The sequence below is a fragment of the Pseudomonas sp. 2957 genome, from assembly GCF_031456345.1.
GTDB lineage: Bacteria > Pseudomonadota > Gammaproteobacteria > Pseudomonadales > Pseudomonadaceae > Aquipseudomonas > Aquipseudomonas siliginis.
In genome coordinates this window covers 1-13,111 of record NZ_JAVDUL010000001.1, presented here as the reverse complement: position 1 = coordinate 13,111, position 13,111 = coordinate 1, and the positions used below count along the sequence as shown (strand labels likewise).

Here is a 13,111-nt window from a genome sequence, read left to right as displayed (position 1 = left end):
CTGCTGAAACAAGAAGCCCTCGTCCAGCCCGTTGCGTTCCCTATCCGCAGCGGGCTGGGCGGGGGCTTTTTTTGTCTAGCCGAAGACTGAATTGCGGCGTCTCGCCAGTGGTGAATCTTCATCGACCGACTCGCCTTCCGTCGCCTGCGCCAGCCCCGCGGGACCCTGTGTAAACGCGGCTGCAAACAGTTGCTGCGCCAACGGTGTGGACGTTGATTCCGGTTCTGCGAACAACGGCTGCCGCCGGGTCGATCGCTTGAAGGACTGCAAGTCGACCGCCGGACTGTTCGAGGAGATGGCAAGAGGCACGGCAACGGGTGTGCTGAGCAGTTTGTACTGGATCCGCGTCTGAGCCTCGGAAACCTGCATGGCATTGCCCATTGCCACACTCAGTGAGCCCACCAACTGAGCTGCGGGGTTAGCGGCGTGCATCAGCAGATTTCCGCCGATCTGGAAGCCTTTGGCCACGGCACCGCGCCTGGCTGCAAGCACTTGCGGTTCTTCGACAGGGCTATTGAACGCAACGGACATGGGTCCCATGATCCGGCTGGTGGTCTCCTCCCCCAACACCCGATTCATTGTCGAAGAAACGAATTCACCGGAGTGGTACAGCACGGCCCCCGAAGGTGGCGCGGTGTGCGTCCGGACGGCGGCAATGACATGCGCCTGATGTGTGTTGAGCACGGAATTGTCCCGGGCTCCCAGCTCTGCCAGCGCTACCGGTATTTCGCGGCGGTAGGCCTGGACGTCGGGATTTGGGTCATTCTCGAAGTAACGGCGCACGGGCTGCATGCCGGCGGCTTGCACGGGATTGACCAGTTTCTTGTCGGCAAGATCGTGATACACCCGGTCGCCAGCACGCTTGTCGGGCTTGTCGGGCTTGCGCCCGTCGCTGTCCCTGTAAGTCATTGGGTTGTTGCGCAGCGCGCGATAGCGATTATGGCCGTCGATCGCTCCACCAGGATCGCTGTTCAGCCAGCGTTGCAGCCACGGCACGTAATAGCGAAACCCGTAATAGTAAAGTCCCGTGGCGTCACGTTCCTTTGCCGAATACCGCGCGGTCTTGTAGCTGACGTCGGGTTCTTCGGCCCACGCCGTTGCACCGAATGGATAAAAATGCTCGCGGCTGATCAGTTGCGCATCCGCGTCCAGCTCAAGACTGATTGAGCCCAGATGATCATTGAAACTGTATCGGTAGAGATTATTGAGGCCGGTCGGCGATGGGCTCTGCCAATGCAGGACGCGTACGATATTGAGTCCGGTCCGCACGATGATCACCTGCAGGCTCTCACCGGTGCCGGTATCGGTGCGTAATTCCAGCGCTGGCAGATAACGCACCTGTGCAAGAAGACTGCGTGCAGAGGCCCGTGACGAACGCGTCTTGCATACCCGCTGACCGGCGCCGTCATAGAGATAGCTTTCACGATCATCGGCATCTGTTCGGCGTGAGACGACCACGACCGAGTCCAGCTGGCAACGCAGATTCCACTGCAACCGGCGCCCCTGATCCAGCAACAACAAATTACCCCGCGAATCGAAAGCTGCAGCGATCTCTGCTTCAGAGGGCGGCTTACCGTCGTGCCACGGCAAACACCGATTGCTAAAGCGTGCGGCCTGCAGTTGATGACCTGGACTCTGTTGGCCGACGTGAGTCAGCCCGCGCAAATTGCCGCCGGCGTCGTAATGATAACGCTGGCTGTAGTTGGCGACAGCGGTCGGCCCGCCACCGGCAACGCCGGCCTCCCAGCCAGTGGCATGGGACAACTGATAGAGACTGTCATAGCGGTAGCGACTGACCGGCTCGATGCGCTGGTTGGCGAACCAGCGCACGGGCAATGCCTGGTCTTCGATACTCGTTACATTGCCCATCGGGTCGTAGGCGTAGATCAGATGCTGCAGCACATTGCCTAGATTGTCCTGAGCATGGCGCGTGAGCAGGCGGCCGTCTTCGGGACGGTAGCTCAGCGTAGTCAGCACGCCGTTGCCTGCCAGTTCATCAGTGACTTGTCCGTAAGCGTCGTAGCGAATATCACTGACGACCGAATGGTTCTGAGTCTGAAGTTTGAGCTGTATTTCAACTGCGCGTAACTGGCCGTGGAGAGTCAGTGCGAAGGCCTGCCGATTGCCACCGGCATCGAACTGTTCGAGCACAGGTCCCAGCGGGGCATAGCGCCATTGTGTGGTTGCCCCTTGAGGTTCGAGCAACTTCTGTCGATCGGCGAGAGCCTCTGGCCAATCCGCGGCAACCGGCTCAAGCGTGAAGTGACGGATGTTTTCACTGCACTGCCCGGTGATCGCAAACTGCGAGAACAGAACACTGCCACCGGGATCGTCATGACGAATCACTTGACCGAGCTGATTGCGCAGCGGATCGCCCGCGCCGGGGCGGCCATAGGCAAGGCGCTCGGAACAACGGCGAGGTACGCCGGTGCCTTCCTCGAACACCGCGACAGGTCGCAACAAGTCATCGTATGCAATTTCGCGGCATGTGCCACGGCTGTCCCAGTTGCACAACGTCTGGCCGGCCAAACCCGGCAACTGGACCTGGACTCCCGCATCGGTACTGTCCGAGCGCAGCGCGATATCGTTCAAGGCATGGACAGTGGTGAGGCTGGCGGGCGCTTGTGGATCATTCGCCTGCAACGCCCACAATCGCGCATCCCATTGTTTGACTGCACGGCCGGCGTTGTCGCGCAACGTCCGCTCGATCCGGGGCTCGCTTGCCAACGCCGCATCGGCGCGCCAGTAGTTGACGTTGAGGATGGCCAAACCGCGCGGATCGTTCACGGCAAGCGTTGGCGTATTGCTGTGGATGCCCATAGTGCGTCAACGTCCCAGTGTGCCCTTGGCTCATGAGAGCAAGCGCGGAACCGCATTCCTACTGTCAGAAATTACAGTCCCGACCAACGGTGCGCACAAACTCGTCCCGAATACCCATTGCGCCAAGCCTTCGGTAGGATGGGGCTCACTCACCCACGGAGCGCTCACGCATGTTCATCGGCATCCTGCTGGTCATTACCTGGTTGATCCTGCTGCTGCGCTACCCGGCCAAGGCCTTGCCGGTTTCGGTAGCCGCTGCGATTGGCTTGGGTTTCGTGGCCATGTGGGTGGTGTGGATGGACAACCGCGAGATCAAGCAACTGGCGCGCCTGGAACTGCGCATTGCCTACGCTCCCGAGCAATGCCCGGCCGACCGTCCGCTGCAATTGAAAATGAACAATGGCAACAATGTGCCGCTGACCGAGCTGCGCTGGCGCATCGCCGCTTATGCGCCGGGCGATACGGTCAACCTGGCCGACAATCAATACACTGCCCCACGCTATCGCGGCCCCGGCGAATTGCAGGCCGGCGCGACCTGGGAAGACTGCTTGCCACTGCCGCCGCTGCGCCCCGGCTATCGCCCGCAAACCCTGGAGTTTCGCGCCGAGCATTTGCAAGGTAGTTTCTCCGACTAATCCCCTCCCCCGACTGTTTGCACAAGGAATGCGCCATGCCCGTTGCGTTGATTACCGGTTGTTCCAGCGGCATCGGCCGCGCCCTTGCCGACGCGTTCAAAGCCGCTGGCTACGAAGTCTGGGCCAGTGCGCGCAAGGCTGAAGATGTCAGCGCGCTGAGCGCTGCCGGTTTCACCGCTATCGAGCTGGACGTCAACGATGGCGCCGCGCTGGAACAACTCGCCGAGCGCCTCCGCCAGCAACATGGCGGCCTCGATGTACTGATCAACAACGCCGGTTACGGCGCGATGGGGCCGCTGCTCGACGGCGGCGTGCAGGCGATGCAGCGCCAGTTCGAGACCAACGTGTTTTCGATTGTTGGCGTCACCCGCGCGTTGTTTCCGCTGCTGCGTCCGGCCAAGGGGTTGGTGGTGAATATCGGCAGTGTGTCGGGTGTGCTGGTCACACCGTTTGCCGGCGCCTACTGCGCGTCGAAAGCGGCGGTGCATGCGCTTAGCGATGCATTGCGCATGGAGCTGGCACCGTTTGGCATCCGTGTGATGGAAGTCCAGCCCGGTGCGATTGAATCGAGTTTTGCGAAGAATGCCGGACATGAAGCCGAGCAGTTGATCAACGAGCAATCGCCGTGGTTTCCCCTGCGTGAAGGCATTCGGGCACGGGCCAAGGCATCGCAGGACAAGCCAACACCGGCCAGTGAGTTTGCGGCTGAGCTGTTGAAAGCGGTGCGGCAGAGCAAGCCGCCACGGCTGGTTCGCATCGGCAACGGCAGCCGGGCGTTGCCGTTGTTGGCGGCGTTGTTGCCGCAAGGGTTACTCGAATCGACGTTGATGAAGCGGTTCGGGTTGCGCGCCAGGCTCTGATCCCCAGTCGTTGCGACCATCGGTAGCCAGACCTGTCAGAGTTGACAGTAGGCGCCCTCTAAGCGAAGGCCTATCGTGAGTTCAAGCCAGGTGAACAGTGTTAAGACCGTGTTAGCGCCCGGCGAATCAACCGACCTCACGACAACCGCGCAGGGACGTATATGGCAATCGCAGAGAAGGCCGCGAACATCAGGGCGACAATCGACGCTACATGGGGAAGCGGCCAAGGCAAACTTCAACTTGACGATATATTCCAGGATGACCCGACGAAGTCCCGGCCCCTCACGGGGTCGACGCTGCTGAGCGATAAATCGTTGCTGGTCACCAGTACCTTCGACAAAGGCGTCTTCTTCATTTCCAAGCTGAACCACTTGGGTGCCGTAGACCTGGCGTTTGGGGTCGCAGGGCGTGTCACGGGTTCGTTCCTGGCCAATGAGCAGGCCTCTGGCGGGCCGATTGCAGAAGGTGCCGACGGGCGGCTGTTCATGGCAGGCAGCACAGCCAATGAGCAATCGAACGAGGTTAGCGCTGCGATTCTCTGCCTTGACAGCAAAGGCAATCGAGTGAGCAGCTTTGGCGAGAATGGCCAAGTCATCATCGATCCCCCAAACACACAACGGCTTACGAAAAAAGGCCCGGCATTCGTCTTCGCGCTACCCGATGGCAGCGTTATTGTCGGCGTTGATTACCACACGCCTGACGTGCTCAGGGCGCACCTTTACAAATTCGATGCGCAAGGCGCACCCGTGAAGGCATTCGGCACAGATGGCCGAGTTGAAATTAATCACGGGATGCCGCATGCATCGACTTCACTCAGCGACGGTTGCGTGCTCGACAATGGACTCTTGTTATTTGCAGGCTACGAAAAATACGAGCCCGACGTGAACACGGACGGTCTCCTCGTGATGTTGAATTCAGACAGTGGCGCGCTCCATGAGAGTTTCGGCCTCCCGGAAAGACCCGGGGTTGTGGTAGTCCGGTACAACTTCATGGGTGCCGAACTCAATACTGTGAGACAGCGAGCCCCTGATAGATTTACGGCATCTGGCTACACCAACATGGGCAGCGGTGTCAGTGAGCGATACGGCATGTTGTTCGCCTTCGATGAAAAAGGTAAGCCCGATTTTGACGTTTTCGGCAATCCGAATGTCATGCCACTCCCACCAGCTCTCGGCAGCGACAGGCGAGTCAACTGGGCGGACCATGTTCCTTTCGCTGATAACATCGTAGTTTCTGGTGGAGACGAGAAGGGCAATTATATTGCCTGTGTGAAAACCCGTAGCGGTGGCTACAACTCCGCTTTTTCAGACGCGGGTGGCGTCATCCATCGCGAGGAGACCACCGACTCGCTCTCCAGGCTTCATTATCAGCAGGCCCCAGGCAAATTGATTGTTGCCCTCAACATCAATCCAGAAAACCCTCTGGGTTGTCTGTATCGCTACAACATTTCCCAGTAGCTGGAAGCATCACCGCGTCGCCCTGGTCAGGGGCGACGCGGTCGATCAATTGCCTGCCAGGTCCTGCTTCACCACTACCGTGCAAGTAATCCCCGCCGCCAGTAACACGCCCTCTGGCACCTCATCAATATGAATCCGCACCGGCACGCGCTGCGCCAGCCGCACCCAGTTGAACGTCGGGTTCACGTCGGCAATCAGTTCGCGGCTTTCCGGGTTGTCGCGGTCGTAGATCCCGCGCGAAATGCTTTCGACATGACCCTTGAGCACTTCGCCGCTCATCAATTGCATGTCGGCTCGGTCACCGATTTTGACGTGCGGCAACTTGGTTTCTTCGAAAAAGCCGTAAACCCAAAATGAATTCATGTCGACCACGGCCATCTTCGCCTCGCCGATGCGTGCGTAATCGCCGCGATGCACATTGAGGTTGGTCACGTAACCGTCCACCGCCGCACGCACTTCGGTGCGTTTGAGGTTGAGTTCGGCGGCTTCCAGTTGCGCCTGGGCATGTTGGTAATCGGCCAGCGCGGCGTCGGCGATGTTGCTGGCGTCGTCGCGGTTCTCTTTAGAGATCACCAGATTGTCGAGGTCGGCGCGGCGATGGGCGTTGACCTTGCGCATTTCCCAGGTCGACTTGCGCGAAGCGACCAGTGACTGCGCCTGCTTGACCGCAATGCGGTAGTGCTCGGGGTCGATGCGCATCAGCAGATCGCCCTTTTTCACCAGTTGGTTGTCACGCACCGGCACTTCGACCACTTCGCCGGTGACGTCGGCGGCAACGTTGATGATGTCGGCGCGAACGCGGCCATCGCGGGTCCACGGCGTGTTCATGTAGTGCTCCCACAACGTGCGGCCAATCCACAGCGCCAGGGCCAGCACCAGCAGGGTCGCGAGCAGGCTGAAAAACTTTTTCATCAAGATGTTCTCAACGGTAGACAGTCAGCGCCATGGCACCGAACAGACAGGTAAACAGGCTCAGGCGCAGCAGCGCCGGGTGCCAGAAAAAGCGGTACAGGTCGAACCCCGAGAGGAAGCGGTCAACTGCCCAGGCCAATCCCGCAGCAATGAAAAACATCAGGGTCATGGTCGGCATGTACACGCCGTGGAAGGCGATTTCACGAGGCATGGGCAAGTCCTTCGGGCCTGGCGGGAGCGAATTCGGCCAGGGGTGATTGCGGGTCGAGCAACGAGGTGCGAATAAAGTGCAGATAGCTTTTCACCCGGCGCAACGCGGAGGTATCGAAGTGCGGCGCGAACGGCTCATCGGTGGCGGCGACGCGGCTGATGGCGTGATCGACCGCGACCAGTGCGCGTTCGAGATTGCTTGCGTTCGGCTGCAAGAACAGCCGCACCAACGCACGCCCCATCACGCGGATTGCCTGACGCCACGGCTGCGATTCGGCATACGCCGGGTGCACCGGCAGGATCGCCTGCTCCTTGCGCAATTCGATGATCGCGTGGCCGACTTCCAGCACCACGAACATCCAGCGCAGCAGACTCTTTTGTACCTTCGGTTGCCCCGTCGCGAGGCCGTACGCCTGATGCAGCAGATCGCGGGTGCGGCTCTCGAAACTCGAGGCCAGGCCTTTGAGTTTTCCACTGATCGCATAGACCACTTGCCCGCGCAGATCCTGCTCCAGGCGCTGCCACAGCCAGCGACTGTTCGGCGGCAGAATAATCGCCCCCGCCGCAGCACACACGAGCATGCCCATGACCATGGCGATGTAGTCGTTGATGAAGGTATAGGGGTTGTAGATCGTGAGATTGTCCGGCACTGAACCGGTGCTGAAAAAAATCAGCAGGCCCAGTCCGACACCGGCGTATTGCGGCCGCGAGGCGAGGAACGAACCGAGCACGATCACCGGCGCGAGCATCACGCAGAGCAAGGGGAAACCGTCGATCCACGGGAAGATGAAAAACATCTCGACGAAGCCGATCAGCGCGCCGAGAAAAGTCCCGCAGGCCATTTGAAAAGCCATGCGTTTCGGGTTCGGTGTGGCGGCGGAAAGACCGACGGTGGCGGCGGCGATCAGGGTCATGGTCGCCCCGCTCGGCCACGCGGTGGCGACCCAGTAACTGCCCAGCACAAGCAGAATGAACGAGGCGCGGATCCCCGAAGCGGCCGCCGCCCACCAGTTGGTTTGCGGGGTGAACGGCTCGTCCCAGCGTTCGCGTTCGTGACGATGCTCGCCCAGCGACGCGTGGGTCTGCGCATAGCTGTGCAGGTCATCGACGAAGCGGTAGAGCAATTCGTAGGCGGTGTGAAAATCCAGTTGTTCGGCTTCGCTCGGAGCAGTGTCCTGAAAGATTCCGCGCAACGCTCGGACACGAGCCGGCAGACCTTCCTTGTAGGTGGCCAACGCGGTCGCCAAACGTGCCGCATCCGGGCTGGTCAGCGCGCGACCGCTGAAGCCGTCGAGCACTTCGGCGAGGTCCTGCAAGCCCGGTTTGATCGCTGCCACGACGTGCTCTTCGCCATTGCCGTGCAGGCGTTCGAGCAATTGATGCAAGGCGTTGAAGCGCGTGGTGATGCCCATGAACTCGCTGTTCAAACGACTCAGACGACCGTTGCGCCGGCGCATGTGCGGGTCTTCGAACACGGTCACGCTGCGCAGCCCTTCCAGGCCGACGGCTTCAGCAATGAAGCGCACGTTGCTGGCTTCGAACGCTTCGGCTTTGCTGCGCCCGCGCAAGCCGTCGGTGACGAAGAGCGCGAACACACCGAAGCGCTGATACAAGGCGTTGCGCATCGCCGCACTGGCGGTCTGCGGCAGGATCGCCGCGCTGATCAGCGTCGAACAGAGAATGCCCAGCGAGATCTCCAGCACCCGCCACACCGCCGCCATAAAGGCGCCGTCCGGGTGGGCCAGCGCCGGCAGACCGACCATCGCTGCGGTGTAACCGGCGAGCACAAATCCATACGCGCGAAAATTGCGGCACCGTGCGGCACCCGCTGAGCAGATGCCGACCCAGATCGCCAGCGAGCCGAGAAACAGCTCCGTGTTCTGCGCGAACAAAGCGATCAGCGTGACCATCATCGCCGATCCGGCCAGCGTGCCGAGCAAGCGATAGAAACTCTTGGCGAACACCTGGCCGCTCTGCGGCTGCATGACGATAAACACCGTGATCATCGCCGTACGCGGTTGCGGTAGTTCCAGACGCATCGCCAGCCATAGCGTGAGAAACGCGGCGAGCAACACCTTGAAGATATACACCCAGGTCACGCCATCGCTGCGTGCCCAGTCGAAAAAACCGCGACGCCATTCCAGGGAATGGAGCCAGCGCAGGGGGGCGGGCAAGGAGGTCATTGAAAATACTCAGGCATGCAATGCGGACTCGAAACCTGTGGGAGCGAGCCTGCTCGCGAAAGCGCAGTCTCAGGCAACATGTTCATTGACTGATACGCCCCCTTCGCGAGCAGGCTCGCTCCCACAATGGATGCTGTGTTCAACGCAGCAGCGCCGGGGTTTTCGGGGCCTGGGTCTGCGCGGCTGTCGGCACGTCATCACCGGCACCGAGGCCGCCCCCCAAGGCAGTCACCAGCTCGGCATGCGCACTCAACCGCGCCGCCTGGACCTGCTGCTGCACTTGCTGCTGTTTGAACAGCAAGGTCTGCGCATTGAGCACATTGAGGTAATCGGTGAGGCCGCGTTGATAGGCGATCATCGCGATGTCGTAAGTCTTCTGTGCGGCGGCCACGGATTCGGCAGCGAAGTCCTGCTGCTTGTCCATCGACTCGCGGCGGATCAACTGATCGGATATGTTCTTCAGCGCGTTGATCAGGGTCTGGTTGTAGTGCGCCACGGCGATGTCATAACCGGCCGCCGCTTCGCCCAATTCACCACGCAGTCGGCCGCCGTCGAAGATCGGCAACGAGATCGCCGGGCCGACGTTGTAGTTGAGTTTCTTGCCGGTCAGAAACTCCAGCGCGCCGCCGCCCGTGGCCATGTAGCCGAGGCTGCCGACCAGATCGACGTTGGGGTAGAAACCGCCGTGGGCAACATCAATGCCACGCGCCTGCGCCGCCACTTGCCAACGACTGGCGACCACGTCCGGACGCTGCCCGAGCAGTTCGGCGGGCAATGCCGTGGGCAACTTCAACGGCGCCGCGAGGGACAGCGTCGGCCGTTGCAGTTGCGCCGCAGCGCCCGGGCCTTTACCGGCCAGCGCTGCAATCTGGTTGCGGCTAAGGGCGATTTCCTCGTCCAGCGCATCGAGTTGGCGATGGGTTTCGGGCAGCGGCGTTTCGGCCTGGCTGACTTCGAAATGCGTGCCGATGCCACCGCTCAAACGCTTCTGCGCCAGATCGAGAATCTGCTGTTGCTGCCTGAGCATTGCGGCGACGATGTCGCGCTGGGCGTAATGCAGCGACAACTCGATGTAGGCGCGGACCAGATTGCTCTGCAGTTCCAGCTGCGCCAGTCGCGCCTCGGCCACGCTCACATGGGCCAGATCCACCGCGCGTTCACTGGCATTGCGCTCGCGGCCCCAGATGTCGAGGGCGTAGCTGAAGCCGAGCGCGGCGTTGTTGTCCCATGTGGTGGTATTGGCCAGTTCGCCGGGGCCGTAGAACTGATCGGTCGGCCAGTTGTGGCGCTTGAGGGTCGACTCGCCATTGATCTGCAACGCCTCGGCCGCTTCGGCAACACCGGCCATCGCCTTGGCCTGACGCACCCGCGCAGCGGCCATGGCCATGCTCGGGCTGCCTTGCACGGCGAGGTCGATCCAGCGATTAAGTTGCGCATCACCAAACGCCTGCCACCATTGGGCGCTGGGCCAGTGGGCGTCTTTGGCGGCCTCGGCAATGGCCGCGTCGGTGGCCAGTGAATCGGCCGCGAGTGCCTCGCCGTGAGGGGCAATGCCTTGGGTAGAGATGCAGCCGCCGAGAGCCAGGGTTAAAGCCAGAACACTGAGCGGCAAAAGCGCTCTGTTGATGCGACGCGGCACAGCTGCGAATTCCTGAGAAAGGGATCAATCGAGGGACTTGTGTAGGAGCTGCCGAAGGCTGCGATCTTTTGATCTTTTTAAAGACAACATCAAAAGATCGCAGCCTTCGGCAGCTCCTACAGGGATCGGCGCAATTCTATGGAGCTGCCTCTGCGGCGATAAGCTGGGATTTCTGTGAATCTTTGTTACGGTTAACGAGATAATCCCTTGGTCGGGGGTCTCAGCCCCTGAAACTTCGTGTCACAATTTGCCATCTCCCTTGAGAGCACCCCATGGACACTTTGCAAAACATGCGCGCCTTCAGTTGTGTTGCCGAAGCGGGCAGCTTCACCGCCGCCGCCGTGCAACTGGACACCACCACCGCCAACGTCTCGCGCGCGGTCTCCAACCTCGAAGCCCATCTGCAAACCCGTCTGCTCAATCGCACAACCCGGCGCATCGCCCTGACCGAAGCCGGCAAGCGCTACCTGCTGCGCTGCGAACAGATCCTCGCCTACGTCGAAGAAGCCGAAGCGGAAGCCAGCGACGCCCACGCGCGCCCCGCCGGCCAGCTGAAAGTGCACACCATGACCGGCATCGGTCAGCACTTCGTCATCGACGCCATCGCCCGCTACCGCAAGACCCACCCCGACGTGACCTTCGACCTGACCCTGGCCAACCGCGTGCCGGACCTGCTCGACGAGGGCTACGACGTGTCCATCGTGCTGGCCAGCGAACTGCCCGACTCGGGCTTCGTTTCGCAGCGCCTGGGCATCACCTACAGCATCGTCTGCGCCTCGCCGGCGTACGTGAAAGCCAACGGCGCCGCACAGAAACCCAGCGACCTGCTCAACCACGCCTGCCTGCGCCTGGTCAGCCCGGTGATCCCCCTGGAGAAATGGGCCTTCGACGGCCCGGACGGCCAGGAAACGGTCACCATCAACAGCTCACCATTCCTGGTGAACTCCGCCGACGCCATGAAAACCGCCATCACCAGCGGCATGGGCGTCGGCGTGCTGCCGGTCTACGCCGCCATCGAAGGCCTGCGCAACGGCACCCTGGTGCGCGTGATGCCGAACTACCGCTCGCAGGAACTCAACCTCTACGCGATCTACCCGTCGCGGCAGTACCTGGATGCCAAGATCAAAACCTGGGTGGAGTACTTGCGTGGGTCGTTGCCGGAGATATTGGCGGCGCATCAGGCGGAATTGGTCGCGTATGAGTTGAGCGGGAGTCTGGCTGGCGCGCGCGTCGCCACCTGACTTTAAACACCGCTGACTTCGTGTAGGAGCTGACGAGTGCAACGAGGCTGCGATCTTTTGATCTTGTTGTTTAAAAAACAACGGATCGCAGCCTACGACAGCTCCTACATCGCGGTGTTTACGGGGAAGTTTCCGACAGGTTTTGCAGGTTGTCCGTCGGAAGAGCGCTGGCTAGGATTTGGTGGTTGCTGACGAATCAGCGACCGGACTTGGTCGTCCGGGTTTAGAATGGCGCACATTTTCAAGCATGCTTAATGGCGAGCTGTGCGTGGGAGGGCCTCGTCCCTGCCGGGTTTCCATTCCCTGGTCGACCAACCCGCGTACGGTTCGCCACCCGATTGCTTGGTCGCAGTCAGTGGCGAACTCCACTTCCAGAATGGAGTTTCACCATGTTCAAACCCACACCCAATCCCCCCGAATCCGAAAGCACCTCACCCTACCAATCCCCCGACTCAACGAAACTCCACGACGCCGCCGAGCGTGCGCTGGATCACTACCTCAAACCGCCCGCCAGCGCGCAGCAAAACCACAAACCCAGCACCATGTTCCAGGTCGCCCCGGACCAGGACAACGAAAGCCTGCTGGCCCACGCCTGCGAATCCCTCGCCTCGGCCAGCATCATGAGCAGCGACATCGCCGCCCACGTCGACAGCCCACAACGGCACACGATATTGGCCATCCAGCAGGTGATCATGCTGGCGGAACTGGCGGTGAACCGGGTGCTGGATAACTACGAAATCCATCAGCTCCCGTCACGCAGCTGACCTCCCGGGAGCGAGCCCGACCGCGAGGGCTTCGGCACATTCAACATTCGAGGTGTCAGATAAACCGCTTTCGCGAGCAGGCTCGCTCCCACAGTTGGAATGCGTGCACCAGTGAGAAACAGGTCGGCTGTCAGGCCGCTTTCGCTGGCAAGCCAGCTCGCACAGGGACGGGGTGAATCTGGCAGGGATGGGTTGGCAGTGGAGACGCCTTCGCGAGCAGGCTCGCTCCCACAATTCTGGATCGTATACATCAGCAAGATATGAGTCGGCTGTCAGGCCGCCTTCGCTGGCAAGCTGAACTGGTCAAGTAATATTGGACACCCGTTAGGGTTTTTCAGGCCGCCATTTTCTCCATGGCGACCGGTGACCGGTAGTTGTTGTAGCTATGGA

Annotated in this window: 10 protein-coding genes; 5 read left to right on the top strand and 5 right to left on the bottom strand. The window is 60.9% G+C overall.

Annotated features, from left to right (window positions below):
- Positions 1-75: 75 nt before the first annotated feature.
- Entirely contained in the window at positions 76-2,820 is a 2,745-nt protein-coding gene (locus J2Y39_RS00050; protein ID WP_310214280.1) for an RHS repeat-associated core domain-containing protein, read from the bottom strand.
- Positions 2,821-2,990: 170 nt separating this feature from the next.
- Between J2Y39_RS00050 and J2Y39_RS00045 the strand changes: the two genes are divergently transcribed.
- From J2Y39_RS00045 to J2Y39_RS00035, 3 genes are all read left to right on the top strand, one after another.
- Positions 2,991-3,455: a multidrug transporter gene (locus tag J2Y39_RS00045; protein WP_310214277.1), complete on the top strand. Its 465-nt coding sequence runs from the start codon at positions 2,991-2,993 to the stop codon at positions 3,453-3,455.
- A gap of 35 nt (positions 3,456-3,490) precedes the next feature.
- A complete protein-coding gene (locus tag J2Y39_RS00040; protein ID WP_310214275.1) occupies positions 3,491-4,315 on the top strand; it encodes an SDR family oxidoreductase in 825 nt (274 codons plus the stop codon).
- Between the two features lie 161 nt (positions 4,316-4,476).
- On the top strand, positions 4,477-5,772 hold the full coding sequence (locus J2Y39_RS00035) for a hypothetical protein (protein ID WP_150636183.1): 1,296 nt from the start codon (positions 4,477-4,479) through the stop codon (positions 5,770-5,772).
- 45 nt (positions 5,773-5,817) lie between these two features.
- On the opposite strand, the gene J2Y39_RS00030 is transcribed toward J2Y39_RS00035, so the two are convergent.
- The 4 genes from J2Y39_RS00030 to J2Y39_RS00015 all read right to left on the bottom strand — a co-directional run bounded on the left by J2Y39_RS00030 (position 5,818) and on the right by J2Y39_RS00015 (position 10,716).
- Positions 5,818-6,684, bottom strand: coding sequence for an HlyD family secretion protein (locus J2Y39_RS00030; RefSeq protein WP_236168112.1), 867 nt, complete (start codon positions 6,682-6,684; stop codon positions 5,818-5,820).
- A 10-nt stretch (positions 6,685-6,694) separates the two neighbouring features.
- Positions 6,695-6,895, bottom strand: a complete 201-nt coding sequence (locus J2Y39_RS00025; RefSeq protein ID WP_016771611.1) for a DUF1656 domain-containing protein — start codon at positions 6,893-6,895, stop codon at positions 6,695-6,697.
- A complete protein-coding gene (locus tag J2Y39_RS00020; protein WP_256809527.1) occupies positions 6,885-9,077 on the bottom strand; it encodes an FUSC family protein in 2,193 nt (730 codons plus the stop codon). The genes J2Y39_RS00025 and J2Y39_RS00020 overlap by 11 nt, the downstream gene beginning before the upstream one ends.
- Positions 9,078-9,216: 139 nt before the next feature.
- Positions 9,217-10,716, bottom strand: coding sequence for an efflux transporter outer membrane subunit (locus J2Y39_RS00015; protein WP_310214257.1), 1,500 nt, complete (start codon positions 10,714-10,716; stop codon positions 9,217-9,219).
- Positions 10,717-10,988: 272 nt separating this feature from the next.
- Here J2Y39_RS00015 and J2Y39_RS00010 point away from each other — a divergent pair, with 272 nt between their 5' ends.
- A complete protein-coding gene (locus J2Y39_RS00010) occupies positions 10,989-11,957 on the top strand; it encodes a LysR family transcriptional regulator (RefSeq protein WP_024011667.1) in 969 nt (322 codons plus the stop codon).
- Positions 11,958-12,346: 389 nt separating this feature from the next.
- The gene (locus tag J2Y39_RS00005; protein ID WP_310214253.1) at positions 12,347-12,721 is read left to right on the top strand and encodes a DUF6124 family protein; all 375 of its coding nucleotides are present in this window, start codon (positions 12,347-12,349) and stop codon (positions 12,719-12,721) included.
- Positions 12,722-13,111: the final 390 nt, after the last annotated feature.

Coding starts and splice junctions, on each gene's coding strand:
- J2Y39_RS00035 (WP_150636183.1), top strand. CDS start 4,477: ATGGCAATCGCAGAGAAGGCCGCGAACATCAGGGCGACAATCGACGCT.
- J2Y39_RS00045 (WP_310214277.1), top strand. CDS start 2,991: ATGTTCATCGGCATCCTGCTGGTCATTACCTGGTTGATCCTGCTGCTG.
- J2Y39_RS00020 (WP_256809527.1), bottom strand. CDS start 9,077: ATGACCTCCTTGCCCGCCCCCCTGCGCTGGCTCCATTCCCTGGAATGG.
- J2Y39_RS00010 (WP_024011667.1), top strand. CDS start 10,989: ATGGACACTTTGCAAAACATGCGCGCCTTCAGTTGTGTTGCCGAAGCG.
- J2Y39_RS00005 (WP_310214253.1), top strand. CDS start 12,347: ATGTTCAAACCCACACCCAATCCCCCCGAATCCGAAAGCACCTCACCC.
- J2Y39_RS00030 (WP_236168112.1), bottom strand. CDS start 6,684: ATGAAAAAGTTTTTCAGCCTGCTCGCGACCCTGCTGGTGCTGGCCCTG.
- J2Y39_RS00025 (WP_016771611.1), bottom strand. CDS start 6,895: ATGCCTCGTGAAATCGCCTTCCACGGCGTGTACATGCCGACCATGACC.
- J2Y39_RS00050 (WP_310214280.1), bottom strand. CDS start 2,820: ATGGGCATCCACAGCAATACGCCAACGCTTGCCGTGAACGATCCGCGC.
- J2Y39_RS00040 (WP_310214275.1), top strand. CDS start 3,491: ATGCCCGTTGCGTTGATTACCGGTTGTTCCAGCGGCATCGGCCGCGCC.